This is a genomic window from Ralstonia sp. GX3-BWBA, from assembly GCF_003290055.1.
Taxonomy (GTDB): Bacteria; Pseudomonadota; Gammaproteobacteria; order Burkholderiales; family Burkholderiaceae; genus Ralstonia; species Ralstonia holmesii.
In genome coordinates this window covers 47787-73130 of the sequence record NZ_QMKS01000004.1, presented here as the reverse complement: position 1 = coordinate 73130, position 25344 = coordinate 47787, and the positions used below count along the sequence as shown (strand labels likewise).

Here is a 25344-nt window from a genome sequence, read left to right as displayed (position 1 = left end):
GGCCGGCTTACAGGGTGTGCTGGCCGCTGGCCTCGGGCTGGAACGCCACGCGATCGATGCGCAAGGAACGCTCGGCACCATTGGGCGCCGAGTATTTGATCGACTTGCCCGCACGCGCACCCAGCAGCGCTGTGCCCATCGGCGAGAGCACCGACAGCTTGGCCGACGTCACGTTGGCGTCTTCCGGGTAGACGAGCGTCCACTCTTGCTCTGCGCCGGCGTCATCAACCACGCAGACGACGGAGTTCATGGTCACCACATCGGCGGGAATCTTGTTGCCGGGCACCACGTTGGCACGGGTAATCAGGTCATCGACCAGATCGGCCAGCGGCGAGTTGTTGCCCGCGCGGGTGGCGGCATTTTCCAGACGGGTGAGGTCCAGCTCAGTCAGGTAGATGGTGGCTGCTTTGGACATGACGATCTCCTACAGGTCAATGTTCAACACTAGGCAAAGCCGCTGCCGATAGCCTCCCGGGCCAATGCAACGCAGCGGCAAGAAAACCAGCGGGCGCACGGGCCGGCCGGCGGTGATACGAAACTGAAACTTCGGTGGGAGTGAAGAGAGCCCGGCGGCAACGTGCCGCAAGGGCACTAGAACAACCGCCGGGCGGCGGCAAGGGCCGCGGTCATCGCCTGGGCGGCGCGCGGCGAGGTGCGCGCCACACGCTTGCGGCGCACGGCACGGACGGACGAAACGATAAGGAAGGCCGCAGCCATCGGCATCGACGTCATGATGGTCGCTGCCTCAGATAAGCGGCTTGCCCGCCAGCTTGTTGCGCGCATTGGCAACGGCGGCGGCAAACTGCGCGTGGCCATGCCAACCGGTCGCCCGGCCAAGCTTCTTGCCACGATGGAAGAACATGAACACGGGAATACCGTGCAGGCCAAAGCGCTGGCCCAGCTCCGGGTGCGCGTAGACGTTGGCATGCAGCCAGTTCAGCCCAAGCTCGCGCACAGCGGCCGGTTGCGCGAGCATGGCTTTCTTGGCCATCTCGCAGTTGAAGCAATCCACGCCCCAGAAGAATACGCACACGAGCGCATCACCCGCCGCCACAATGGCCGCGTCGAAGGTCCCGGTATTCACTTCGCGCATGCCAAACGCCGCGAACGCGGTCTTATCGACCGGGATCGCGCCGTTGGCGTCTTGCGAAGTGGTTGCGTTCTGGAGGATCACGGGCGGCTGGCTTATTTGGGCGCGGCCACCGTCACGAGGGCAGGGCGCAGCACGCGGTCGGCCAGCGTGTAGCCGCGCTGAAGCACCGTCACCACGGTATTGGCTTCCTGATCGGCCGGCACCATCGAGATGGCTTGATGACGATGCGGATCGAACTTTTCACCCACGGGGTTCAGCTCGGTCACACGCCCCTTTTCGAACGCGGCGTAAAGCTGCTTGAGCGTAAGTTCAACGCCCTCACGCAGCTTGGTGGCATCCCCCGACGTGTCGGCCAAAGCGGCCTGAAGGCTGTCCATCACCGGCAGCAGGTATTCCGCAAAACCTTCGATGGCGAACTTGTGGGCCTTCGCCACATCGTCCTGACCGCGGCGGCGGATGTTCTCGCCTTCGGCCGTGGCGCGCGCCCAGTTTTCATAATTCTGGCGCGCCTTTTCTTCAGCGGCTTCCAGTTGACGGCGCAGTTCAGCGATGTCCATGTCGGCCACGGCTTCTGCCACGGCGGCTTCGTCACCGGCGACAGCCTGAGCGTCGGCGCTTGCGCGCTGAGCCTGGCTCGAATAAGCGTGGGCCGCCTGGCCCGTCGCCGACTGGTTCGGCTGGGTGGCTTGGGTGTCCGCTGGCATGTCCGAGTTCGAGGGGGTGTCCGGAGTGTGTTTCATAGCGCTGGATAAAAGGGAATCGATGCACGGCATGTGCCTGAAGACGATCCGCTGGATTTTTACAAACGATTTGTCCCCGTTATGGGGCATTTGGCGCGCTTTTCAAGGGCGCCGGATGCGCGGCAACTGTGCGCCGTGCATCACGAAATATGAGGTTACAACTTTCATCAGACTGCAACGGCACAGCAATTGCGAGGCCCTTATGGGCCGCCTATGATGCAAGAAAAAACTGGGGGGCGCGAGCTTCTTTGAGGGTTCGTACCATGCACAACAAGCTGCCCGTTCTGACCGTGCTCCTGCTGTTGACCCTAACCGCAGCCACAACGTTCATTTGCCTGTCTGGCGCCGTCACACCGCGTTATACGGAGTACGGTAGCGGCAAGGCATTCTTCAAGCACTACATCATCAAGCCTGCGCAAATGCAGCAGATGTCGCGCGGCTTGAGCGTATCAAGTTAGCACACACTCGCGCGGCATGCCTCATTCTCCGCCGAGTTTGTCGATGCGTCGCCGGTCTCGCTTGGTCGGCCGGCCAGCAATTTGTGTGGCGGGTTCTCGATACAGCCGGCGTTTGTCGGCGTTCTCTTCGCGTTTTAAGCGACTGGTGTCCGTCTCGGCATAGAGCGTTTGTGCAACGGAAGCTGGGCCGCGTACTTCGGCCAGCGCCAGCACCTCTACTTCCCACTGTTGTTCATGCGCGTGCACTCGCACGCGGTCGCCAATTTTGACATCCTTGGCGGGGCGAACCGGCTGGTCGTTGATCTGCACGCGCCCCCTTTCCACCGCATCCGTCGCCTGCGACCGTGTCTTAAAGAAGCGCGCCGCCCAGAGCCATTTGTCGATGCGCACGCGATCGGCCGCGTCGGTGCTCACCTTCATGCGGCGGCCCCCTTGCTCTGCGCACGTGTGCGGCTGGCTTCCAGCACATGCGGATGCGTGAGCGTGAGCGGCCAGCCCTGGAGGTGCGCCAGCGCGATGTCCGCAATGCCGGCGATCCACGCTTCGCTGTCGTTCAGGCACGGGATGTAATGGAATTCCTTGCCGCCGGCGACACGGAAGGTCGACTGCCCCTCCATGGCGATTTCTTCCAGCGTCTCCAGGCAATCGGCCGGGAAGCCTGGGCAGAACACGTCGACGCGGTTGGTGCCAACGCGGCCAAGCTCTTCCAGAGTGGGCGCGGTGTACGGCTGTAGCCATTCGGCGCGGCCAAAGCGTGACTGGAACGTGACCAGGTACTGCCCCGGCTGCAGGCCGAGCGCTTCGCCCAGCAAGCGGCCTGTCTTCAGGCATTCGCAGTGGTAGGGGTCCCCCAACTCCAGCGTACGCCGCGGCACGCCATGGAACGACAGCACCAGTTTGTCGCCATGCGCAAAATCAGGCGCGCCATGCTGTGCCCAATACGCCCCCACCTGCTGGTGCAGCGCATTGATGTAAGCGGGGTCATCGTGAAAATGCTTGACCAGTCGCAACTCTGGCTGATTGCGCATTTCGCCCAGGACTCGGAAGACCTCGTCGAAGGCCGTGGCAGTGGTCGTGCCGGAATACTGCGGATACATCGGGAACACGAGGATGCGCTCGACGCCCTGCTTGCGCAGCGCCTGCATGACCGACGGGATCGACGGATTGCCGTAACGCATCGCGCAGGCGACCACCACATCGTGGCCCTGGGCGTTCAGCAGCTGCTGCAGCGCGTGCGCCTGCCGCTCGCTATAGACCAGCAGCGGCGAGCCCGTCTTGTTGGCCTCGCGCAGCCAGATGCTCTCGTACTTGTGCGCCGACGCCCGCGAACGCAACGGCACGATCAGCACGTTGAGGATGAACCACCACGCAGCGCGCGGAATCTCCACCACGCGTGGGTCGGACAGGAACTGACGCAGATAGCGGCCCACCTCGCGCGGCGACGTGCCGTCGGGCGTGCCGAGGTTGACGAGCAGGATCGCCGTGCGATCGGGCTGACCGTGCTGGAACAGGGGTTCGGGCAAGAAAGGCATGGGCGCGGGTTCGCGATAGACCCGGCCGATTATACGAGCCGAGTCATCGGGTGTGCCTTACGCCACCACCACGCCATCCTTGACCACACTGGTACATGGGTTGAGCCCCATCGCATAGGCCAGATCGGCAGGCCGGTCGATGCGCCAGAGCGCGAAATCTGCCGCGCAGCCCGGGGCAAGCACACCACACGTGCCGGACAGACCCAGCGCAGCGGCGGCGTGACGCGTGGCGCCGGTCAGTGCTTCCAGTGGCGTCAGACGGAACAGCGTGCACGCCATGTTCATCGCCAGCAGCAGCGACGACAGCGGCGACGTGCCGGGGTTGCAGTCGGTCGACACGGCCATCGGTACACCGGCGGCACGCAGCGCGGCCATCGGCGGCAGGCGCGTTTCGCGCAGGCAGTAAAACGCGCCGGGCAGCAGCACGGCCACCGTGCCGGCCCGTGCCATGGCTGCGATGCCGGCCTCGGTCAGACATTCGAGGTGATCAGCAGAAAGGCCGCCGTAGCGCGCGACCAATGCCGCGCCGCCCTGATCGGAGAGCTGCTCGGCGTGCAGCTTGACCGGCAGACCCAGCCGCTGCGCGGCATCGAACATGCGTGCCGTTTGTGCAGGCGTGAAGCCGATGGTTTCGCAAAAGGCGTCAACGGCATCGACCAGACCCTCTGCAGCGAGAGCGGGCAGCACATCGGCGCAGAGGTGGTCGATGTAGTCATCCGCACGGCCAGCAAATTCCGGCGGCACGGCGTGCGCGCCGAGGAACGTCGTGCGCACGCGCACCGGCAACGACTGGCCGAAGCGGCGGGCAACACGCAGCATGCGGCGCTCGGTTTCCAGATTCAAGCCATAGCCGGATTTGATTTCGACGGTGGTAACGCCTTCGGCGCGCAGTGCGTTCAGGCGTGGCAGGCTCGCTTCTGCAAGCGCCGCCTCACTGGCCGCACGCGTGGCGCGGACGGTGGAGAGGATGCCCCCGCCCGCCCGCGCGATCTCTTCGTACGGCACGCCGTTCAGGCGCGCTTCAAATTCATTGCTGCGGTTGCCAGCATAGACCAGATGCGTGTGGCAATCGATCAAGCCGGGCGTGAGCCACGCGCCGCCGCCGTCGTGCTCGCGCATGGCGCGGGCATTGGCGGGCAGATCGGCGCGGTAGCCCAGCCACGCAATGCGGCCGTCCTTGACGGCGATGGCACCGTCGCGGATCTCGCCGTAGCCGTCAGCGTCGGCCGTGAGCGTGGCGAGGTGGACGTTGGTCCAGAGCGCATCCCAGTGCGGGTTGGCCGGATCAGCCATGAGCAGTTCCTTGCAGGCCAATGCCGTCTGCCACCCGCGCAACCAGGCGGGCAGCGACACGTGCCGTGTGATTGTCAATGTCGAGCGACGGGTTCAGCTCCGCCACATCCGCCAGCCTTAGCTTCCCCGAGCTGACGACGCGATCGACGATGGGCTCGATCACGTCCATCCCCACGCCGCGCGCGGATGGCGCGCTCACGCCGGGGGCAACAGCGGCCGGCAGCACGTCCAGGCACATCGTCAGATAGACATGGTCGACCTGGCTCAAGAACACCTCGACCACCTTCAGCACGTGGGCGAGCTGCATGACGTCCATCTCATCGTCGTGCATCCAGCGCACGCCGAGCTGCCGCGCACGCGCGAACAGCGCTTCGGTGTTGGCGTAGGTGCTCACGCCCAGGCAGGCGTAGTGGAACGGCCAGCCGCGCCGCGCGCAGTCTTCGGCGATCTGGCGGAACGGCGTGCCCGAGCTGCCGCGCTCGCCCGCACGCAAATCGAAATGTGCATCCAGATTGAGGATGCCGATGCGCGGAGGCTGATCGGATTTCGCTGCCAGATGCCGCGCCAGGCCGCCAAACGATGCCCATGCAATCTCATGCCCGCCGCCGAGCGCGATCGGGAACGCACCGCGGTCGAGCAGATCATGCAGCACACCGGACAACGCACTCTGCGCATCTTCCAGCGCATCGCCCTTGCAGATCACGTCGCCCGCATCGACGACAACCCGCCCGGCACGCGCGGGCAAGTTCGCGAGCATCTTGCGGATGGCTGCGGGGCCGGCTTGTGCACCGGTTCGCCCGTGGTTGCGCGCGACACCCGCGTCGCAGGCGAAGCCCGCCAGAGCGACGGTATTGGCCAGTGGCGTGGATGCATCGATGCGGCGCACGGTCTGGTGCCAACGCAAACCCAGCGGGCCCTCCTCCGCGTCGACGCGGCCCTGCCAGACGTTCGATTCAGCTTGGGCGAGCATGATCAACCGAGCGAAAGTTCGCTGATATGCGTGCGGCACGAATCGCCCAGATCGCCGTCGAGCACGAGGCGGCGGGCGCCTTCGATGTCGGGGGCGAACAGGCGATCTTCACCGTAATACGCCACACGCGCGCGGATGCAGCCATGCGCCTTCTGCAGCGTGTCGGACGTCGCCAGCGGCTTGTGGAAGTCGATGCCCTGCGCTGCCGCCAGCGCTTCGATGCCGACGATGGTGGCCGTGTTCTCTGCCATGTCCTGCAGACGGCGGCCGGCAAAGGTCGCCATGCTGACGTGGTCTTCCTGGTTGGCGGAGGTCGGCAGGCTGTCAACGCTGGCCGGGTGGGCGAACGTCTTGTTTTCCGATGCCAGCGCGGCCGCAGTGACGTGCGCGATCATGAAGCCCGAGTTCAGGCCCGGCTGCTCGACCAGGAACGGCGGCAGGCCCGACAGCGTGGAGTCGATCAGCAACGCGATGCGGCGCTCGGACAGCGCGCCAATCTCGGCAATCGCCAGCGCGAGCATGTCGGCAGCAAACGCCACCGGCTCGGCATGGAAATTACCGCCCGAAATCACTTCACCGGCGTCAGCGTAGACCAGTGGGTTGTCGGTCACCGCGTTGGCTTCGGTGAGCAGCGTGGCGCCGGCCTGACGGATCAGGTCGAAGCACGCGCCCATGACTTGCGGCTGGCAGCGCAGGCTATACGGATCTTGCACGCGCTTATCGCCCACGAGGTGCGACTGGCGGATGGCGCTGCCGGCCAGCAGGTTGCGGTACACCGCGGCGGTGGCAATTTGCCCAGGCTGGCCACGCACGGCGTGCACGCGCGGGTCGAACGGCGCATCACTGCCCTTGGCGGCATCCACCGACAAGGCACCAGACACGGTGGCCGCCTGGAGCAGACGCTCGGCCAGGAACAGGCCGTTGAGCGCCAGCGCGGTCGACACCTGCGTGCCGTTGATGAGCGCCAAGCCTTCCTTGGCGGCCAGCGCAATCGGCTCGATCCCGGCCGCAGCCAGTGCCGCCCGTGCCGGCGTGCGCACACCATTCACCCGCACGTCGCCCTCGCCCAGCAGCGCCAGCGTCATGTGCGCCAGCGGTGCCAGATCGCCCGACGCGCCCACCGAACCCTTGGACGGGATGCACGGCACGATGCCTGCGTTCAGCAGCGCCAGCAGGGTGTCGATCACGACCCGGCGCACGCCCGAATATCCACGTGCGAGGCTGGCCGCTTTCATCAGCAACACGAGGCGCGCCACGCTGTCGCTCAGGTCTGCGCCGGTGCCGACTGCGTGCGACAGGATCAGGTTGCGTTGCAGGCGCTCCAACTCGTGCGTAGCGATCTGCGTTTTGGCCAGCAGGCCGAATCCGGTGTTGATGCCGTAGGCAGGCGCGCCCTTGGCGACAATCGCCTGCACGGTGGCAGCGGATGCTTCGATCGCGGCCGCACAGTCGCCGGACAGGGCGACAGGCGTGGGGGCGAGCCATACACGGCGCAGATCTGCAAAGGACATTTCGCCCGGTTGCAGTGTGAGGATGGGGGGCGTGGTCATGGTGTTCATAGCAATGCGAGCAGGATGTCTTTAACTTAGCCGATCATCGGCAGGTTCAAACCGTTGCGCTTGGCGCAGGCAATGGCGGTTTCGTAGCCGGCATCTGCATGGCGCATGACGCCGGAGCCCGAATCGTTGACGAGCACACGGCCCAGGCGCTTTGCCGCAGCGTCCGTCCCGTCGGCGACGATCACCACGCCCGAGTGTTGCGAATAGCCCATGCCGACGCCGCCGCCGTGGTGCAGCGACACCCACGTCGCACCGCCGGCTGTGTTGAGCAGCGCGTTGAGCAGCGGCCAGTCCGACACGGCGTCGGTGCCGTCGCGCATGGCTTCGGTTTCGCGGTTGGGGCTGGCGACAGAGCCGGTGTCGAGGTGATCGCGGCCGATCACGATCGGTGCCTTCAGCTCGCCGTTCTTGACCATCTCGTTGAAGGCCAAACCAGCCAGGTGACGCTCACCCAGGCCGAGCCAGCAGATGCGTGCGGGCAAGCCCTGGAAGGCGATGCGATCCCGCGCCATATCGAGCCAACGGTGCACGTGCGTGTTGTGCGGGAAGAGTTCCTTGATCTTCGCGTCGGTCTTGTAGATGTCTTCCGGATCACCCGACAGTGCCACCCAGCGGAACGGGCCCTTGCCCTCGCAGAACAGCGGACGGATGTAGGCCGGCACGAAACCCGGGAAGTCGAAGGCGTTCTTTACGCCCTGGTCGAACGCGACTTGGCGGATGTTGTTGCCGTAGTCGACGGTCGGAATACCCATGGCCTGGAAGTCGAGCATGGCTTGCACGTGTACGGCGCACGACTTCGCGGCCTCGTCGGTCAGGCGGGCGTGCTGCGACGGATCGCGTTGCGCAGCACGCCATTGCTCGACCGTCCAGCCAACCGGCAGGTAGCCGTTGACCAGATCATGCGCCGAGGTCTGGTCGGTCACCAGATCCGGCTTCAGGCCGCCGGCGCGGGCACGCTTGACCAGCTCCGGCAGGATTTCCGCCGCATTGCCGAGCAGGCCGATGGACACGGCCTCGCCGCGCTCGCAATGGTGGCGAATCAGATTGAATGCGTCGTCGATATCCTTGGCTTGCTTGTCGAGGTAGCGCGTACGCAGCCGGAAATCGATGCTCGATTGCTGGCACTCGATGTTCAGCGACACGGCACCGGCCAGCGTGGCGGCCAGCGGCTGCGCGCCGCCCATGCCGCCCAGGCCGGCGGTCAGGATCCAGCGGCCGGCGAGGCTGCCGCTCGTCCCCTCGGGAGACCGCCCTTGTGCCAACAAGGGCGAGGGGATGTTCGAATAATGCTGGCGGCCCGCTTCGGCAAACGTCTCGTACGTGCCTTGCACGATGCCTTGGCTGCCGATGTAGATCCAGCTGCCAGCGGTCATCTGGCCGTACATGAACAGGCCCTTGCGATCCAGTTCGTTGAAGTGTTCCCAGTTCGCCCACTTCGGCACGAGGTTGGAGTTGGCGATCAGGACACGCGGCGCATCCGGGTGGGTCTTGAATACGCCCACCGGCTTGCCCGATTGCACGAGCAGCGATTCGTCATCGTTCAGCTCGCGCAGCGTTTCCAGGATCTTGTCGAAGCAGGCCCAGTCGCGCGCTGCGCGGCCAATGCCGCCGTAGACGACGAGGTGCTTGGGGTTTTCGGCCACGTCCGGGTCGAGGTTGTTCTGGAGCATGCGGTAAGCGGCTTCGGTCAGCCAGCTCTTGCAGTGCAGCTCGGTGCCGCGCGGGGCGCGGATTTCGCGCGAGGCGTCGTAGCGCGGGTCGTTGGTCAGGTGGGCAGCGTTGGTCGGGGCGTTCATGTGAGGTCTCCTGCGAACTCCTTTGTCATGGAGCGCATCTTATGTTGTATATACAACTTAGGCAAGAAAACTTTACAAGCTAAGAGCAAACCCTGATGATGACCACCATCCGCACATCACATCGGCCGCCCAAACCGCACCGCAAGCCACGTCCATGCCACACGACCCGTCCGCCAGCACCCCCGCCTTCCAGCGCATCAAGGAAGACATCCTCATGCGCATCCGCAGCGGCGAGTGGCAAGAAGGCGAAATGATTCCGGGGGAGACCACGCTCGCGCAGACCTTTGGCGTGTCGCGCATGACGGTCAACCGCGCGCTGCGCGAGCTGACCGCCGAGCAGATCCTCACGCGGGTGCAGGGGTTGGGAACGTTCGTCGCGCAGCAGAAGTACCAGGCAACGCTGGTGGCCATCCGCAATATCGCTGAGGAAATTGCCGCACGCGGCCACAGGCACCGTGCGGAACTGCACAAGCTCGAACGTGCACGCGCCAACGATGCGATGGCCGCATCATTCGGCGTGCCGGTGGGGCGTGCCCTGTTCCATTCGCTGATCGTGCACTTCGAGAATGACCTGCCGATCCAGGTGGAAGACCGCTGGGTGAATGCCGAGCTGGCCCCCGACTATATGCAGCAGGATTTCACGCAGACCACGCCAAACGCCTACCTCATGCGTGCCGCCCCGTTGCAGGGCGTGGATTACGGCATAGAGGCCCGCCTGCCTCCGCGCGAGATCGCCGAAATGCTGCAGATGGATGTGCGCGAACCGTGTCTGATGCTACGACGCAAGACGCTATCGCAAGGCCAGGTCGCATCGCTGGCGACCATGTGGCACCCGGGTGGGCGGTATCAATTCACGGGCAGTTTCTGAGCGCGTCGTTGCGCTACATCATGACCTTGCCCCTGGGCGCGGACGAGAATGCTCGAAAGGATGCGCGGCGGCTTATGCCGATATGCCCAGCCCGCTACCTCACTCCACACCCGGCCCAGGAGAGCACTGTCATGAGCGGCATGCCCGAATTCAAAAGCGTGGTCAAAGATGTGTCTGCGCACATGCGCAGCTTGCGCGAATCGCAGCCGGAGTTGATGACGGCATTCAGCCAACTGGCGGCAGCCGGCACAAAAGATGGCGCACTGAGCAAAAAGACCCGAGAACTGGTGGCGCTGGGAATAGCCATCGCCAGCCGCTGCGACGACTGCATCGGCTTCCATGTCCAGGCGCTGGTCAAGCTCGGCACAACCCGTGCCGAACTGGAAGAGGTACTGGGAACAGCCGTCTATATGGGCGGCGGCCCTTCGATGATGTACGCCACGCATGCGCTGGCGGCGTTTGAGCAATTCTCGGCCTGAGACATTGGCGGGCCGCTTCGCCCGCTGCAGGCTACGCTGCCTCAATACTGGCTGAGTGTGCTGGACAGCAGCTTGGCCGTGATATCCACGATGGGGATCACGCGCTCATACGCCATGCGCATCGGCCCGATCACGCCCAGCGTGCCGACGATCTTGCCGTCCACCTCGTACGGCGCGGTGATGACCGCCATGTCTTCGTGCGGCACGAGACTGCTCTCGCCGCCAATGAAGATCTGCACGCCCTCGGCGCGGCTGGATACGTCCAGCAACTGCAGCAATCCGGTCTTCTGCTCGAACACAGCAAAGAGCCGGCGCAGCTTGTCCATGGACGAGGACAGGTCTTCCACCTCCAGCAGCTTGCGCTCGCCCGAGATGACGACCGGTTCTTCCTCCGACACGGCACTGCTGCCCGCCTCCACGGCCGCCTGCATCAGCGCGGTCATGTCGGCCTGCAGCGCAGACAACTCGCCGCGCAGGCTTTCGCGCACCGCATCGAACGTTTGGCCGCCGTAATGCGCGTTGATGTAATTGGCGGCTTCGACCAATTGCGACGGGGTGTAGGGCGTATCGGTATGGATGATGCGGTTCTGGACGTCGCCTTCGGGCGTGACGACGATCAGCAGGATGCGGGACTCCGACAGCCTCAGGAATTCGATCTGCCGGAACGCATGCGTGCGTCGCGGCGTCATCACGATGCCGGCAAACTGCGAGAGGTTGGACAAGGTTTGCGCCGCCGCCGCAATCACCCGCTGCGACGATTCCGAGCCATGCGACGCCATCTGCGTGCGCACCTGCTCTGCAATCGCGCCGACCATCTGCTGCGCCATGCGGTCGTGCGTGCTCAGCACATCCAGCGGGCTGGCCGTCAGCATCGTATCGACAAAGAGGCGATAGCCACGCGGCGTCGGCACGCGCCCGGCCGAGGTGTGCGGGCTGGCGATGAAACCCATCTCCTCCAGGTCGGACATCACATTGCGGATGGTGGCCGGCGAAAGATCGAGCCCCGAATACTTCGACAAGGTGCGCGAGCCCACGGGCTGGCCCTCGGCGATATGCCGTTCGATCAGGGTCTTGAGAAGGATGGTTGCGCGCTTGTCCATGATTCTTCAATTTTACGCAAAATCGGCGCCAATCTACGGGTGATGTCGGCGTTTCTCCACTAAACACGCGCCGACGTGGCGACGGCCATATCGATATGGTGTAATGCGCGCATGTCGATTCCCCCGTCCGCCGTGGCCCCGCAAGCTCCCGCCGCCTCGCCTTCGCCTGTTTCGCCTTTCAAGACCGTTGCGCTGGTCGGCCGGTATTCGGCCGCCAACATTGCCGGCCCCCTCATGGAACTGGCGTCGTGCATTGCCGGGCGCGGGCATGACATTGTGTTCGAGCGAGACACGGCGCTCAACATAGGCGTCCAGGATTACCCTGCCCTGCCGCCCGAAGAGATGGCACGCCACGCCGATGTGGCCGTCGTGCTCGGCGGCGACGGCACGCTGCTCGGCATCGGGCGCCACCTGGCCGGTGCCAGCGTCCCCGTGATCGGCGTCAACCACGGGCGGCTCGGCTTCATGACCGACATCCCGTTCGACGACGTGCACACCGTGCTGCCCGACATGTTATCGGGCCGCTACGAGGCCGAAACCCGCACGCTGCTGCAGGCCCAGGTCGTGCGCGACGACGAAGTCATCTTCTCCGCCCTCGCCTTCAACGACGTGGTGGTCAACCGCTCGGGCACCTCGGGCATGGTGGAGCTGGCCGTGTCGGTCGACGGCTTCTTCATGTACAACCAGCGTTCGGACGGCTTGATCGTTTCCACGCCCACGGGCTCGACGGCGTATGCACTGTCTGCGGGCGGGCCGATCCTGCATCCGGCGCTCTCGGGTCTGGTGCTGGTGCCGATCGCACCGCACTCGCTGTCGAACCGCCCGATCGTCATTCCGCAAGACGCGGAGGTGGTCATCCAGGTCACCAGCGGGCGCGATGCCAGCGTCAACTTCGACATGCAGTCGCTCACGTCCTTGCTGCCCGGCGACCGCATCGTGGTGCGCCGCTCGGAGCGCACGGTGCGGCTGCTGCACCCGATCGGTTACAACTACTACGCCACGCTGCGCAAGAAGCTGCACTGGCACGAGTATCCGACCGAAGACAACCGGCTCTAAGAACCTGCCCATGATCCTACTGCGCGGCCCGATCTTGAACCTGCGATGCTCGCCGTACGCATGTACGGCTGCGCTTCTCGCTTCAACTTCGAGCCGCTCGCCACGAATCATGAGCAGGTTCTAAAACTCCACGCTCACCGCTTCCATGCTGCGCAGCCTCACCATCCGCGATTTCGTCATCGTTCACGCGCTGGATCTCGATCTGGCCGACGGTTTTACCGTGTTTACGGGCGAGACCGGCGCGGGCAAATCCATCCTGATCGATGCACTTGCACTCACCCTGGGTGAGCGCGCCGATGCGGCCGTCGTGCGAGAAGGCGCGCCGCGCGCCGACATCACCGCCGAGTTCGACGTGCATCCGCATGTGGCCGCATGGCTGGAGGCGCATGAACTGCACGACGACGAGGGCGTGATCCTGCTCCGCCGTACGGTCGATGCCGCAGGCCGCAGCAAAGCCTTCATCAACGGCGCGGCTGTCACGCTGGCGCAACTGCGCGAAGTGGGCGAGCAACTGGTCGACATCCACGGCCAGCACGCGCATCAACTGCTGCTCAAGGCGGATGCGCAGCGCAGCCTGCTCGACGCCCACGCGGGCCTGGAAGGTGCTGTGCGCGTGGTCGGCGAACACTACCGGGAATGGCACGCCGTGGTGCGCGCACGCGAAGCTGCCGAGCAGCAGTCGCGCGAAGTCCAGCTCGAACGCGAGCGCATTGAATGGCAGGTCAACGAATTGCAGAAGCTTGGTCCCCAGCCGGGCGAGTGGGAAGACGTGCAGGCCGAGCACCACCGCCTGTCGCACGCTGCCAGCCTGATCGAAGGCACGCGCGAGGCGCTGGATGGTTTGTCCGAGTCGGAAGGCGCGGTGCTCACGCAACTGGGCGCGACGCTCCATACGCTGCGTGAACTGGCCGAGATCGACCCCGCGCTGGCTGATGTGCTGGCCGCGCTGGAACCGGCCGAGGTGCAAATCCAGGAAGCCGTGCACACGCTCGCTCGCTATGCCGATCGAGCAGAGCTGGACCCGGACCGCCTGGCAGAAGTCGACGCGCGCATGCAGGCGCTGCACACCATGGCGCGCAAGTACCGGGGCGCTCCCGAAACGCTGCCGGCTGAACTGGCTGAACGTCAGGCGCAACTCGCCGCGCTGCAAGCTGCATCCGATCTTGATGCGCTGCAAGCCCAGGAAGCGCAAACCCACACCGCGTATATGACGGTCGCGCAATCGCTGTCGCGCGACCGCGCCAAGGCCGCGCGCGAGCTGGCTGACGCAGTGACCGGCGCCATGCAAGGCCTCTCGATGGCCGGTGGGCGCTTCGACATCGCACTGCACGCGCTGGAACACGGCGGCGCGGCGGGGCTGGAGCAGGTCGAATTCCTCGTCGCGGGGCATGCGGGCGTGTCGCCGCGGCCTTTGGCGAAAGTCGCCTCGGGCGGCGAGCTCGCGCGGATCAGCCTGGCCATCTCGGTAATTGCCAGCGAAGCGAGCCCGACCCCCACGCTGATCTTCGACGAAGTCGATTCCGGCATTGGTGGTGCGGTGGCAGAAGTCGTGGGCCGGCGCCTGCGCGAACTCGGCATGCGCCGCCAGGTGTTGTGCGTCACGCACCTGCCCCAAGTGGCCGCGCTCGCCAATCACCACATCCAGGTCGCCAAGCAGACGGTGGCCGGCAGCACGCGGTCCGACCTCGTGGTGCTGGACGCCACGGGCCGCGTGGATGAGATTGCCCGCATGCTGGGCGGCGCATCGCTGACCGAGACCACGCGCCGCCACGCAGACGAGATGCTCGCCGCGGGCCGTGCGCAATTGGCACCGGAATCTACGGCGCGGAAATCCCGCCGCGCGGCACAGTGATCGCCTATACCGGAACCATTGCTGCCAGGGTTGGCACGAATGTTCCGGCTGCAGACGCGACAAACATCCTCTACCGAATCCAAGGAGAACTTCATGGCCCGCATGGCCCGCACGATCCAACCGGCTGCCCGCCCTCGATCCCTGCTGTCGTCCGCCAAGCCTGCACTGGCGATAGCTCTCGGCCTGTGCTTGCTGACCGCGTGCAAGTCCGTGCCGGCCATTGACCCGGGAAAACCGCCTGCCATGGACCCGGCCTCGGCCAACACCCAGCCTCCAGCCTCCGTGTCGGCTGCGCACAATCTGGGCGACATCATCATCGGCCTGAGCACGCCGACCACCTCGTCCACCACGGTGCAAGGTGTGCTGGATGCCGCGGGCGCACGCGCAACGCCGCGCCTGGCCTTTGCGGTGGTACGTCCGATGTCGGGTGGATTCTGGGTGGTGCGCGCCAGCTCGGGCGATGCATCGGCCACGCTGGATGGCGCAGTGACGGCGTTGCGCAGCACGCCCGGCATCGCCTCGGCCGACCCGGATCGCATCATGAAAATCCAACGCTGAACCACCGCGACACCGCTCCACACTGTGAAAGAGCGGGCGCCGCGTGGCGTCCGGTTTCCTGCTCCACGTTCCGTCGCCAGGCCCGCATTCTGCTTCAGCAGCAACTCACAACCGGCCTTTTTCCCCTCGCAAACGTGATCGGCCATCGCCGCCACACCAAGCGGACAAGTCGCGTGCTACCTTTGGTTTTGTGTAACGGTATGTCAACGATCACATCCTGACGACGTTTCTCATTACAACGAGACCCCACGGAGCACCCGCTGATGACCCCCTCCCTCTTCCGGTTGAAGTCTTGGCTCCGCGCGGGCGCCGGCCTTGCCTGTCTTGCCTGGGTGATGGGCAGCCAGGTCGCTACAGCTGCCGCGCCGCTGCCGCAATACACCGGTGACCTGATCATCAAATGGCGCGACGACACGAGCGGCACGCGCAAGACGCTCTCCGCCAGCGAGGCGAACAACCGGTTGCTGTCGGTAGCGCAAGCGGCGGGCAGCACGCTGCAGGTCAAGCGCACGCTGGGCACCAACGCGCAGCTCATGCGCACAGGGCTGACCGATGCCGCCAGCATCCAGGCCACCGTCGACAAGATCGCGCAGGACGCCCGCGTGGCCTACGTGGTGCCTGATCGCATCCTGCGGCCCAACACCATTCCGAACGATCCGCTGTTCGCCACGCAGAACAACCTGGCCGCGCCGGCGCTGGTACCTGGCGGCATCAACGCGGCCGCGGCGTGGAGCATCACGCAGGGCTCCACGGGCATCGTGGTGGCAGTGGTCGATACCGGCTATACCGATCACCCCGACCTGTCAGCCAAGATCCTGCCGGGCTACAACTTCATTTCCGACCCAGCCCGCGCCGGTAACACCTTCGGCCGCGGAACGGACGCGCATGACCTGGGCGATGGCGTAACGAGCACGGATGTCGCGAACATTTCCGGCTGCACCAGCAGCGACATCGCCAATAGCAGCTGGCACGGCACCGAGGTCAGCAGCGTGCTCGCCGCCCAGACAAACAACACCCTCGATATTGCAGGGGTAGGCTGGAACACACCGATCGTACCGGTGCGCGTGTCGGGCAAATGCGGCGCGCTGCTATCCGATACGGTGGACGGCATGCTGTGGGCAGGCGGCATCAACGTGTCTGGCGTGCCGACCAACGCCAACCCGGCACGGGTGGTGAACGTGAGCCTGGGCAGCACAACACAGTGCTCTGCGGCAGAACAGGACGCGGTGAACCAGTTGGCCGCACGCGGCGCCATCGTGGTGGCGGCCGCCGGCAATGAAGCCGCGCAGACCGTTGATGCGCCGGCCAATTGCACGGGCGCCATCGCCGTCACTGCGCACGTCGACAGCGGCGAGAACGCCAGCTACGCAAACGTGGGACCCCAGGTGGCGTTGTCCGCGCCGGGCGGTGGCTGCGGCAACTCGAAAGTCGTCACGAGTACAACTCCGGCGACTTGTGCAGAGCCCGTTTCCGTTATCCAGGCCGACTCCAACGATGGTGCACAGACTGTCGGCAACCCCACGGTCAAGTCGGTGGCAGGCACGAGCTTTTCGACACCGGAAACAGCCGCCACCATCGCGCTCATGCTGAGCGTGCAACCACAGCTGTCGAACGCGCAGGTATTGGCTGGCCTGAAGCAGACCGCGCGGCCGCACCCGAGCGGCACCTTCTGCGCTGTGAACACCGGCATCTGCGGCGCTGGCCTGCTGGATACCGCCGGTGCCGTCAGTTATGCCCAGAACACGGCGCCGGCCGGCTCGGGTGGTGGCACGACGGGGTCGGGGGGATCGACCGGGAGTACGAGCAGCGGTGGTGGCGGAGGCGGCGGAGCCATCCCGCTGGTTGGCGCGGCGCTGCTGTTGGCGCTGGGGGTTGCATGTCGGCGCAAGCGTGGGTTACCGCATTGACGCGGCCGTTGGCTTGACCGAAACCGCCTCCCTCTGGAGGCGGTTTTCATTTGTGGTGCTCCTGCACACCCCTTCCGTCGCCAGATACTAGGGTTTATACCTAATACGATCTACTGCACGCTGTCTCAATCCTTTTGGACAATGCAAATGCAAGCTTTGTAATCCCTTACAAAAAGACAGGACTGCTCCGATGAAGACAATGGTTGCCGGGGGTGTAGTACAGGCGCTGTTAGCGCTTGGGTTGGTGTCGTATCACGTTGCGCCAGCGCTGGCCGTGGAGAAATCCACAACGTTCAATACGCAGATGCAATGGGTGACGCAGCTGGTCGTGAAAGAGAAAAGCACGGGGTTGAAGACACAATCGGTTGCAACAGACGGCGCGTCAACCCGCGCAGACGTGGCGACTGTGCAACGCTGGTCGGCGGCAGCGCAGTTGCCGATGACGTACAAGCGCCCGATGTCGGGCGGGGCCCACGTATTGACGCTGCCCAACGTCATGACGCTGGAAGACGCCCAGACCGTCGCGCAGCGCATGGAGGCTAGCGGCCAGTTTGAATATGTGTCGCCCGACCGCATCATGCGGCCGATGGCACTCGCCACCGATCCGCTGTTTGGACAGCAATGGAACCTGCTGGCGCCGACGGCCAGCGCGCCCGGCGGCGCCAACGTGACAGCCGCGTGGGATACCACGACCGGCGTCAATACCGTTGGCGTTGGCATTGTCGACACCGGCATCCGTGCAGACCATGCCGACTTCGTTGGGCTGAGCTTCGGCACGGGCCGCAACTTCGTCAGCAACAGCGCCATGACCGGCAGCTCTGATCCGAAGACGGGCAATACGATCCCATCCGGTTTCGTCAACAACGGCGCCAACAACACGCTCACGAATACCGATCCCTCCGACCCCGGCGACTGGGTGACCAGCAGCGACGCCGCGTTGTATCCCACGTTTTGCGGTAGCTCGGTAAGCAACAGCAGCTGGCATGGCACCTTCGTCGCCGGCCAGATCGGGGCGCAGCGCAACAATGGCATCGGTATCGCAGGCATCGCCCCCCGCGTGCGTGTGCAAATGGCGCGGGCACTGGGCAAGTGCGGCGGCGCAACCTCCGACATCATGGACGCCGTGACGTGGCTGTCCGGCGGCTCGGTGCCGGGCGTAACCAACAACCCGACGCCCGTCAAAGTCATCAACATGAGCCTAGGCGGTTCCGGAAGCTGCTCGACACTCGAGCAGAACAGCATTACCGCAGCGCGTGCGTTGGGCGTCACCATCGTGGCGGCCACCGGCAACGAAGCTGGGCCCGTGGATGCGCCGGCCAACTGCACTGGCACCATCGCCGTGACGGCACACTCGCAGGAAGGCGACAACGCGTTCTACGCCAATGTCGGCGCGCAGACGGTGATCAGCGCCCCTGGCGGCGGTGCGGGCACGGTCATTCCCGGCTCCGCCAGCAAAATTGTGTCGCTGTCCAATACTGGCACGACAACACCGGTGGCATCTCCCGCAGGCGACGCCTACGCGCAGGACATCGGCACGTCGATGGCCACGCCCCATGTGGCCGCGACCGCAGCGCTGATGCTGTCGGTTCAGCCGGCACTGACCCCAGACAACATCACGGCGATCATCAGGCAATCTGCCCGACCGTTCGTGGCCGGCACTTACTGCGCAACACACGCTGGCGTGTGCGGTGCCGGTACGCTGGACGCCGGTGCAGCCGTCGCGCAGGCGCAAGGCTCGCCGACCGTGCATGCCACGGCATCGGCGTCGAGCGTGACCGCCAACACGGCCGTCACGCTGACGTCCATAGGAGGCGCCGGCTATAACAAAACGACCAGCAGCACCGTCTGGGCCCAGACCGCCGGGACGCCCATCACCCTGACGACGACTGGCCCCGATGCCAACGGCGTCAGCACCGCCACGTTCACGCCGGGCGTCGCGGGCGTGTACAGCTTTAGCGTGACGTTGACGAATAGCTCGGGCGCAACTGCGTCAGATACGGTCAGCGTGACTACTACCGCGGCGGCGGCGACATCGGGCTCAGGCACGGGTAGCGGTACTGCGACTAGCAGTAGCGGTGGCGGTGGCGGTGGCGCGCTCCCACTGTGGGTTGCAGGTCTGCTGGTGGCCGGGGGGCTGACAGGTTGGAAGCGGCGTTCGCTTTCGCATTGACACGGACCTGCGCATCGCGAAACCGCCTCCTTGTGAGGCGGTTTTTTTTCACCCCGATGGACGGCAACATACCTGCCCCGGCCAACGAAACTAGGGTTTCTACTTAAACCCAAAACACGTTCGCGGCCCCGGAAATCCTTCAGGAAAATGCCTTGGCAAATTTCACAAGTCCACAAAAACAATCGGGGCGGTCCGCATGAAGACAGGGGTTTCAGGGGGTGTGGCTCGGGCGCTGGTAGCGCTCGCGCTGGTGTCGTATCACGCAGTGCCGGCGGTGGCAGGGGGTAGGACCACCAGCCCTGCACCGCAACTGCAATGGGTGACGCAACTCATCGTCAAAGAGAAAAGCAGTGGGCTGAAGACGCAATCGGTTGCGGTCGGCGCCCCCATTGCACGCGCGGACGTTGCGACAGTGCAACGTTGGTCGGTCGCAGCACAACTGCCGGTGACCTATAAGCGTGCGATGTCGGGCGGCGCACACGTGGTTACGCTGCCGAGCACGATGTCGGTTGCCGACGCGCAGGCGGTGGCCCAACGGATGGAGGCCAGTGGCCAGTTCGAGTATGTGTCGCCGGACCGCATCATGCGGCCTAGCTCCGTGCCCAATGATCCGAAGTTCGTCGACCAATGGAGCCTGTGGCCGAGTACCGTTGTCGCCAACGGCCCTGCCACCACGGCTGTCGGCGGAGCCAACATCACGACCGCATGGGATTCGACCAAGGGCGCAAGTACAGTCAACGTCGCCGTTATCGATACGGGTCTGTTAGCCAACCACGAGGACTTCGTGGGCGCCAATATCCGCCCGGGCTACGACTTCATCAGCAACGATGCCTACAACGCGATGCCCGACCCGGCCAGTCACAAGACGGTGCCGCTGGGCTTCGTCGAAAACGACCCGCTGGACACGCCGGCCGGCCGCGACACCAACCCGTCGGACCCCGGCGACTGGGTGACTACCCAGAACGCAACCGACTATCCGACCTATTGCGGCAGAGCTTCCGACAGCAGTTGGCACGGCACGTTCGTCACCGGCCAGATCGTCGCGCAGCACAACTCTGTCGGCATTGCCGGCATTGCACCCAACGTGACAATCCAGATGGCCCGAGCGCTGGGTAGGTGCGGTGGTGTCACCTCGGACATCATGGATGCCCTTGCCTGGGTGACCGGCGCGAGTAATGTACCGGGCGCTGGCGGCACGGCCCTGCAACCGAATTCGCCGATGGCGCAGGTGGTCAACATGAGCTTGGGCGGTCAAGGGGCATGCTCGAGTGCAGAACAAGCCGTCATCAGCGCGGCCCGCGCCCGTGGCGCGACCATCGTGGTGGCGACGGGCAATGACGGTCTCAATACCATCAGCTCGCCGGCAAACTGCAAGGGTGTGATTGCAGTGACGGCGCATACGGTCGATGGCGACCTCGCCGTCTACGCCAATGTGGGCAGCGGCACGACGCTCAGTGCCCCTGGAGGCGGCCCTGGTGCGATCATCAATACGGGCAGCAATGGCGCCGTCACCAGCCGACAAATTGTGTCGCTGTCGAATCAGAGCCTCACCACGCCGGACGCAGGCACAAGCTACTACACCACCGAGATGGGCACCTCGATGGCCACGCCGCACGTGGCTGCCGTTGCTGCGTTGTTGCTGTCCCACAAGCCAACGTTGAGCGTGGACGATGTCCAGGCGATCCTGAGCCAATCGGCGCGCGCATTCCCGGCGGGTACGTTCTGCACGCAGAACCCGGGTATCTGTGGGGCAGGCATGCTGGACGCCGGAGCCGCCATCGCACTGTCGGTCGGCACACCAACGGTCACCGTATCGAGCTCGGCGAGCACCATTGTGGCCAACAACGCTGTCACGCTGACAGCCGTGGTTGGTGCGGGCTTTGGCAATACGCTGCCCAGTGGGGGTGTCCAGTGGGCGCAGACCGGCGGGCCGGGCGTGACTCCGACGGTGGCCGGCCCGGATGGCAACGGCAACGTCACTGCCACATTCACCCCGAGCGCCGCAGGTACCTACAGCTTCACGATTACGGTGACGAACAACCTGGGCGGCACGGCATCGGCCTCGACTTCCGTCACGGTCACGGCACCGCCGACTACCACTCCCGGCACCGGCTCGGGCACCCTGCCCTTCAGCGGTGGCACGAGCGGCACAGGCCCGCTGAACCAGAGCGGTGGCGGCGGGGCGCTCCCCCTGTGGGTGGCAGGTCTGCTTCTGATCAGCGGGGCGCTCGCCTTCCGCCGTCGCAAAGCCTGATCGAGCTATCGTGCAAACGCAAAACGGACACGCTGGCGCCTCCAGCGTGTCCGTTTTTTCATGCATGCGAATGCGATCGCTCAGGCGATCAACCGTGCGCCTGCCGCCTGCCCTGCGCGCGCCACTCCCCCAACACCCAAATCAGCAACCCGCTGGCCGCGCCAAATGCATGCGCGATGCGCACCACGCCAAACCCCCAGTGCGGGTCATAGGCGATGGGCGACAGCCACGATTGTTCGAGCCACACCTTCACCAGCACGCCTGCGCACAGCGCCACGCCAATCCAGCGTGAGAAACGATCCTCCGCCCCGTCCGCAGACGGCTTCAGCAGCCGCAGCCCGCCCCATGCCGCCAGGCCATGCAGCGCGCCGGAGAGCCCGCCGTACCACTGCACCGTCGGCTGATTGAGCAGTGCGATCTGCACGAGCACCCCGCACACCACCAGCGTGCCAACGATGACTTGCGGCCGCAACACACGCGCCAGCAGCAGGATGAGCCCTACCGCCGCCATCGCATCCGCCAACCAATGCCACGTGTCTAGATGCACCCACATGGCGGTGACGATGCGCCACCACTGACCCGCGCGCACAGCCTCGCGCTGATACAGCCCGACCGCGTACAGCCACGGCACGAAAGAGAAGGCCGCCGACAGCGCGGCCACACCGGCGCATGCGCCCCACGTGTGCAGCGTTTGCCGATGCGCACTCATTGCGCAGGCCCGAACACCTGCTCCCACAACGCACGTACGTGCGCGGCCTCGTCTGCGCACGTGTCGACCGGTACGCGCGCAACGGATTGCCCGTCGAGCCGCAACTTGTGCTGGCGCGCGCGGAAGTCCCGATAGGCATCGGCCACTTGCGCGGCGGCTGTCGCATCGATCAACCCGAGTTCGCCAGCCATGCGCAGTAGCGCGATGTTTCCCTTGTTGAGGGTCAGCTCGGCATGCGCCGCACTATGCAGCAGCACCAGGAATTGCACGGTGAATTCGATATCGACCATGCCTCCGCGATCGTGCTTGAGATCAAACAGCCCCGTGGGATTCGCATGGCCTTCTGCCACGCGCTCGCGCATTGCCACGATCTCGTCGCGCAGCGGACCGGGTTCGCGCGCCTGGCGCAACACGGCGGTGCGCAGCGCCTCGAAGCGCTCGCCGATTTCCGCATCGCCCGCGCAGAAACGTGCACGCGTGAGCGCCTGGTGCTCCCACACCCACGCCGCGTTGTCGCCCTCGCGCATCTGATAACGGCGGAAGGCTTCGAAGTGCGTGACCATCAAGCCCGCCGCGCCGTTCGGGCGCAAGCGCGTGTCGACGTCGAACAACATGCCCGCAGCGGTATGGCTCGTCAGCCACGTGATGAGCTTGCGCGCGAATGACGCGTAGACATCGGGCGCGCGTTCGTCATCGTCATCGTAGAGGAAGATGACGTCGAGGTCTGACGCATAGCCGAGTTCCTTGCCGCCGAGCCGCCCGTAGGCGACCACGGCAAAGCGCGGCACCTCCCGGTGACGCGTGGTGACCTGCTGCCAGACGGTCTCAAGCGTCAGGTCCAGCACGGCATCTGCCAGATCGGAAAGCCGGTCGCTGATGTGCTCGACACTCAGCATGCCCTGCAGGTCCTGCAGCAGCACGCGGAAGGTTTCTGCATGGTGCTCCTGGCGCAGGATGTCCATCTGCATCTCGACATGGTCGGACGCTGCCTGCAGACGGTCTCGCACGCGCGCACGGAAGGCGGGCCAATCGGGCTCGGCGGACAGCGCTTCCACGTCGAGCAGCTCATCGAGCAGTTGCGGATGGCGCGTGAGGTAGTCCGCCGCCCAGCGCGACGCGTGCAGCGTGTGGGCCACGCGCTCCATGGCCTGCGGGTATTCGCTCAGCAGCGACAGATACGACGAGCGCCGGCTGATCGCGTCAAAGAAATCGAGAAAGCGCGCGATGGTGACATCGGCATCTGTCTGCCGCGATGCCTGGTCAAGCGCGCGGTTGATCAGCAAGTCAAAACGCTGGCGGCTGACTTCAGACAACGCGCGATAACGCGGCGAATTGCGCGTCGCGCGCAGCCGCTCCAGCACGCTGTCGGGATTCGCGTAGCCGAGTTCGGCGAGCTGTGCGCGGGCGGTTTCCGTGTGCTCCTCGTCGAGCAGATCTGCATGCCAGACTTCGGCACACGGCGGCTGGCTGTCCTGCTTGTCGGAGAAGGTCTGATCGAAATGCTGGGCGACTTCGTCTTGATACGCCTCAAGCTTGGTGACCAGCGCCGCATAATCGTCAAAGCCCATCATGCGTGCCACGCGCAGCTGATCTTCCGGGGAGCCCGGCAGGTTGTGCGTTTGCGCGTCCTCGATGTACTGCAGGCGGTGTTCAAGCTGGCGCAGGAAGCGATAGGCCTCGGTCAGGCGCGCCACGGCTTCGGCGTCGATCAGGCCACGCTCTGACGCCGCCCGAAGCACCTCCAGCGTAGGCCGCACGCGCAGCCCGAAATCCTGCCCGCCGCGAATGAGCTGAAACACCTGCGCGACGAATTCGATCTCGCGAATGCCGCCCCGCCCGAGCTTGATGTTGGGCGAGCGTGCCTGCAGGTGGCCCGTGCTATCGCGCTGCTGGTTGGCACCATTGCTGCGCTTGGCGGCCTCGTTGCGGATCTGCGCATGCAGCGCGCGAATGGCGGAGATCACGCCGTAATCGAGATAGCGCCGGAAGACAAACGGGCCCGTCACGCGCTCCAACTGTTGAATCACCCGGGCCGCATGCGGGCTGGCCGGGTCGGTGATCACGCGGCCCTTGATCCAGGCGTAGCGCTCCCACTCGCGGCCCTGCACGACGAAGTACTCCTCGAGCATGCCCAGGCTGCACGCGAGCGGCCCTGCATCGCCGTTCGGCCGCAGGCGCATGTCGACGCGGAAGACGTAGCCGTCCTCCGTCACATCGGCCAGCGCGTTGATCAGCCGCCGGCCAAGCTTCGTGAAATATTCGTGGTTGGAGAGCGGGCGCGGGCCGCCCTGCGTGTCGCCGTCATCGTCGTAGAGAAAGATCAGGTCGATGTCGGACGAGACGTTCAGCTCGCGCCCGCCCAGCTTGCCCATGCCAACCACCACCAGTTCCTGCACCTCGCCCGAGGATTGCCCGATCGGCTGGCCGTGCAGCGCGCTCAGTTCCTGGCCGATCACGGAAATGGCCATGCGCACGGCAAACTCGGCCAGGTCGGTCATCGTGCCCGTGACCTCATCGAGCGTCGCGGCGCCGGACAGGTCACGCTCAACCAGTGCGCCGAAGACTTCATTGCGCAGCAGGCGCAAGGCGCGCTTGAGCGCAACCTCGACCTCCACGGCCTTGGTGTCGAACAACTCGGTAAAGCGCGCCGACAGCCACGTCACGTCAATCGGGTGGCCTGCGCCGGCCTGCACGCGCTCGGCCCAGCCCTCACGCGCTTGCGCCTGGCGCTGGAGATAGCGCGAATACGCAAGTGCAAAAGGCAGCGCAGCGGCGGGAGCCTCCGGCACGCGGGCCGGAGCTTGCAGAAATGGCTGGGCGGACAAGGCGGAATCAGTCATGCGGACGCATCGAGCATTGGCGGAAACATCCATTCTCGCTGAAATGCGCGCCGATAAACGCAGGGCAATCCGTGGTCACCAACGTTCATGGGCATTGGGCGTGCTTGCCG

22 protein-coding genes are annotated in these 25344 nt (G+C 65.2%); 9 read left to right on the top strand and 13 right to left on the bottom strand.

Annotation, left to right across the window (positions count from 1 at the left end; genetic code table 11):
• Positions 1–7 precede the first annotated feature (7 nt).
• The 4 genes from rnk to grpE form a co-directional block, all read right to left on the bottom strand.
• Positions 8–415, bottom strand: a complete 408-nt coding sequence (gene rnk, locus DOD19_RS02060) for a nucleoside diphosphate kinase regulator (RefSeq protein ID WP_024974836.1) — start codon at positions 413–415, stop codon at positions 8–10.
• Between the two features lie 176 nt (positions 416–591).
• Positions 592–732 carry a hypothetical protein gene (locus tag DOD19_RS02055; protein WP_235193141.1) on the bottom strand — a complete coding sequence of 47 codons (141 nt, stop codon included), beginning with the start codon at positions 730–732 and terminating at the stop codon, positions 592–594.
• 13 nt (positions 733–745) lie between these two features.
• Positions 746–1171 carry a thioredoxin family protein gene (locus tag DOD19_RS02050; protein ID WP_024974835.1) on the bottom strand — a complete coding sequence of 142 codons (426 nt, stop codon included), beginning with the start codon at positions 1169–1171 and terminating at the stop codon, positions 746–748.
• Positions 1172–1185: 14 nt separating this feature from the next.
• On the bottom strand, positions 1186–1833 hold the full coding sequence (grpE, locus tag DOD19_RS02045; RefSeq protein ID WP_024974834.1) for a nucleotide exchange factor GrpE: 648 nt from the start codon (positions 1831–1833) through the stop codon (positions 1186–1188).
• A gap of 263 nt (positions 1834–2096) precedes the next feature.
• On the opposite strand from grpE, the gene DOD19_RS02035 reads away from it, so the two are divergent.
• Positions 2097–2291: a hypothetical protein gene (locus tag DOD19_RS02035; RefSeq protein ID WP_024974833.1), complete on the top strand. Its 195-nt coding sequence runs from the start codon at positions 2097–2099 to the stop codon at positions 2289–2291.
• 21 nt (positions 2292–2312) lie between these two features.
• Here the strand turns inward: DOD19_RS02035 and DOD19_RS02030 are convergent, their stop codons facing one another.
• Genes DOD19_RS02030 through hutU form a run of 6 tightly spaced genes read right to left on the bottom strand, consistent with a single transcriptional unit; the run spans position 2313 to position 9441 of the window.
• Positions 2313–2711 carry an RNA-binding S4 domain-containing protein gene (locus DOD19_RS02030; RefSeq protein ID WP_024974832.1) on the bottom strand — a complete coding sequence of 133 codons (399 nt, stop codon included), beginning with the start codon at positions 2709–2711 and terminating at the stop codon, positions 2313–2315.
• A complete protein-coding gene (gene hemH / locus DOD19_RS02025) occupies positions 2708–3823 on the bottom strand; it encodes a ferrochelatase (RefSeq protein WP_112183756.1) in 1116 nt (371 codons plus the stop codon). Before hemH ends, DOD19_RS02030 begins: the two co-directional genes overlap by 4 nt.
• Positions 3824–3880: 57 nt before the next feature.
• Complete coding sequence (gene hutI, locus DOD19_RS02020) at positions 3881–5116, bottom strand: imidazolonepropionase (RefSeq protein WP_024974830.1); 1236 nt, start codon at positions 5114–5116, stop codon at positions 3881–3883.
• A complete protein-coding gene (gene hutG / locus DOD19_RS02015; protein ID WP_112183754.1) occupies positions 5109–6086 on the bottom strand; it encodes a formimidoylglutamase in 978 nt (325 codons plus the stop codon). Before hutG ends, hutI begins: the two co-directional genes overlap by 8 nt.
• A gap of 2 nt (positions 6087–6088) precedes the next feature.
• Positions 6089–7645, bottom strand: coding sequence for a histidine ammonia-lyase (gene hutH / locus DOD19_RS02010; protein ID WP_024974828.1), 1557 nt, complete (start codon positions 7643–7645; stop codon positions 6089–6091).
• Positions 7646–7671: 26 nt separating this feature from the next.
• On the bottom strand, positions 7672–9441 hold the full coding sequence (gene hutU / locus DOD19_RS02005) for a urocanate hydratase (RefSeq protein WP_112183752.1): 1770 nt from the start codon (positions 9439–9441) through the stop codon (positions 7672–7674).
• A gap of 154 nt (positions 9442–9595) precedes the next feature.
• On the opposite strand from hutU, the gene hutC reads away from it, so the two are divergent.
• Complete coding sequence (hutC, locus tag DOD19_RS02000) at positions 9596–10309, top strand: histidine utilization repressor (RefSeq protein WP_024974826.1); 714 nt, start codon at positions 9596–9598, stop codon at positions 10307–10309.
• A 131-nt stretch (positions 10310–10440) separates the two neighbouring features.
• A complete protein-coding gene (locus DOD19_RS01995; protein WP_024974825.1) occupies positions 10441–10788 on the top strand; it encodes a carboxymuconolactone decarboxylase family protein in 348 nt (115 codons plus the stop codon).
• A gap of 41 nt (positions 10789–10829) precedes the next feature.
• On the opposite strand, the gene hrcA is transcribed toward DOD19_RS01995, so the two are convergent.
• Positions 10830–11888 carry a heat-inducible transcriptional repressor HrcA gene (hrcA, locus tag DOD19_RS01990; RefSeq protein ID WP_112183750.1) on the bottom strand — a complete coding sequence of 353 codons (1059 nt, stop codon included), beginning with the start codon at positions 11886–11888 and terminating at the stop codon, positions 10830–10832.
• 111 nt (positions 11889–11999) lie between these two features.
• On the opposite strand from hrcA, the gene DOD19_RS01985 reads away from it, so the two are divergent.
• The 6 genes from DOD19_RS01985 to mprA (DOD19_RS01960) all read left to right on the top strand — a co-directional run bounded on the left by DOD19_RS01985 (position 12000) and on the right by mprA (DOD19_RS01960) (position 21685).
• Positions 12000–12944 carry an NAD kinase gene (locus DOD19_RS01985; RefSeq protein WP_024974823.1) on the top strand — a complete coding sequence of 315 codons (945 nt, stop codon included), beginning with the start codon at positions 12000–12002 and terminating at the stop codon, positions 12942–12944.
• A gap of 145 nt (positions 12945–13089) precedes the next feature.
• Entirely contained in the window at positions 13090–14796 is a 1707-nt protein-coding gene (recN, locus tag DOD19_RS01980; protein ID WP_112183748.1) for a DNA repair protein RecN, read from the top strand.
• Positions 14797–14898: 102 nt separating this feature from the next.
• Positions 14899–15354: a hypothetical protein gene (locus DOD19_RS01975; RefSeq protein WP_024974821.1), complete on the top strand. Its 456-nt coding sequence runs from the start codon at positions 14899–14901 to the stop codon at positions 15352–15354.
• Between the two features lie 263 nt (positions 15355–15617).
• Positions 15618–17261, top strand: a complete 1644-nt coding sequence (gene mprA, locus DOD19_RS01970; protein WP_112183746.1) for an MprA protease, GlyGly-CTERM protein-sorting domain-containing form — start codon at positions 15618–15620, stop codon at positions 17259–17261.
• A gap of 190 nt (positions 17262–17451) precedes the next feature.
• Entirely contained in the window at positions 17452–19431 is a 1980-nt protein-coding gene (gene mprA, locus DOD19_RS01965; protein WP_112183744.1) for an MprA protease, GlyGly-CTERM protein-sorting domain-containing form, read from the top strand.
• 196 nt (positions 19432–19627) lie between these two features.
• Positions 19628–21685, top strand: a complete 2058-nt coding sequence (gene mprA / locus DOD19_RS01960) for an MprA protease, GlyGly-CTERM protein-sorting domain-containing form (RefSeq protein ID WP_112183742.1) — start codon at positions 19628–19630, stop codon at positions 21683–21685.
• A gap of 88 nt (positions 21686–21773) precedes the next feature.
• On the opposite strand, the gene rrtA is transcribed toward mprA (DOD19_RS01960), so the two are convergent.
• Together rrtA and glnE are read right to left on the bottom strand one after the other, a co-directional pair.
• A complete protein-coding gene (gene rrtA / locus DOD19_RS01955) occupies positions 21774–22394 on the bottom strand; it encodes a rhombosortase (protein WP_112183740.1) in 621 nt (206 codons plus the stop codon).
• Positions 22391–25234, bottom strand: coding sequence for a bifunctional [glutamate--ammonia ligase]-adenylyl-L-tyrosine phosphorylase/[glutamate--ammonia-ligase] adenylyltransferase (gene glnE / locus DOD19_RS01950; protein WP_112183738.1), 2844 nt, complete (start codon positions 25232–25234; stop codon positions 22391–22393). The genes rrtA and glnE overlap by 4 nt, the downstream gene beginning before the upstream one ends.
• Positions 25235–25344: the final 110 nt, after the last annotated feature.

Excerpts from the sequence above, each read along its gene's own strand:
- rnk (WP_024974836.1), bottom strand. The coding sequence starts at position 415 with ATGTCCAAAGCAGCCACCATCTACCTGACTGAGCTGGACCTCACCCGT.
- DOD19_RS02055 (WP_235193141.1), bottom strand. The coding sequence starts at position 732 with ATGACGTCGATGCCGATGGCTGCGGCCTTCCTTATCGTTTCGTCCGTC.
- grpE (WP_024974834.1), bottom strand. The coding sequence starts at position 1,833 with ATGAAACACACTCCGGACACCCCCTCGAACTCGGACATGCCAGCGGAC.
- DOD19_RS02035 (WP_024974833.1), top strand. The coding sequence starts at position 2,097 with ATGCACAACAAGCTGCCCGTTCTGACCGTGCTCCTGCTGTTGACCCTA.
- DOD19_RS02030 (WP_024974832.1), bottom strand. The coding sequence starts at position 2,711 with ATGAAGGTGAGCACCGACGCGGCCGATCGCGTGCGCATCGACAAATGG.
- hemH (WP_112183756.1), bottom strand. The coding sequence starts at position 3,823 with ATGCCTTTCTTGCCCGAACCCCTGTTCCAGCACGGTCAGCCCGATCGC.
- hutI (WP_024974830.1), bottom strand. The coding sequence starts at position 5,116 with ATGGCTGATCCGGCCAACCCGCACTGGGATGCGCTCTGGACCAACGTC.
- hutG (WP_112183754.1), bottom strand. The coding sequence starts at position 6,086 with ATGCTCGCCCAAGCTGAATCGAACGTCTGGCAGGGCCGCGTCGACGCG.
- hutH (WP_024974828.1), bottom strand. The coding sequence starts at position 7,645 with ATGAACACCATGACCACGCCCCCCATCCTCACACTGCAACCGGGCGAA.
- hutU (WP_112183752.1), bottom strand. The coding sequence starts at position 9,441 with ATGAACGCCCCGACCAACGCTGCCCACCTGACCAACGACCCGCGCTAC.
- hutC (WP_024974826.1), top strand. The coding sequence starts at position 9,596 with ATGCCACACGACCCGTCCGCCAGCACCCCCGCCTTCCAGCGCATCAAG.
- DOD19_RS01995 (WP_024974825.1), top strand. The coding sequence starts at position 10,441 with ATGAGCGGCATGCCCGAATTCAAAAGCGTGGTCAAAGATGTGTCTGCG.
- hrcA (WP_112183750.1), bottom strand. The coding sequence starts at position 11,888 with ATGGACAAGCGCGCAACCATCCTTCTCAAGACCCTGATCGAACGGCAT.
- DOD19_RS01985 (WP_024974823.1), top strand. The coding sequence starts at position 12,000 with ATGTCGATTCCCCCGTCCGCCGTGGCCCCGCAAGCTCCCGCCGCCTCG.
- recN (WP_112183748.1), top strand. The coding sequence starts at position 13,090 with ATGCTGCGCAGCCTCACCATCCGCGATTTCGTCATCGTTCACGCGCTG.
- DOD19_RS01975 (WP_024974821.1), top strand. The coding sequence starts at position 14,899 with ATGGCCCGCACGATCCAACCGGCTGCCCGCCCTCGATCCCTGCTGTCG.
- mprA (WP_112183746.1), top strand. The coding sequence starts at position 15,618 with ATGACCCCCTCCCTCTTCCGGTTGAAGTCTTGGCTCCGCGCGGGCGCC.
- mprA (WP_112183744.1), top strand. The coding sequence starts at position 17,452 with ATGAAGACAATGGTTGCCGGGGGTGTAGTACAGGCGCTGTTAGCGCTT.
- mprA (WP_112183742.1), top strand. The coding sequence starts at position 19,628 with ATGAAGACAGGGGTTTCAGGGGGTGTGGCTCGGGCGCTGGTAGCGCTC.
- rrtA (WP_112183740.1), bottom strand. The coding sequence starts at position 22,394 with ATGAGTGCGCATCGGCAAACGCTGCACACGTGGGGCGCATGCGCCGGT.
- glnE (WP_112183738.1), bottom strand. The coding sequence starts at position 25,234 with ATGACTGATTCCGCCTTGTCCGCCCAGCCATTTCTGCAAGCTCCGGCC.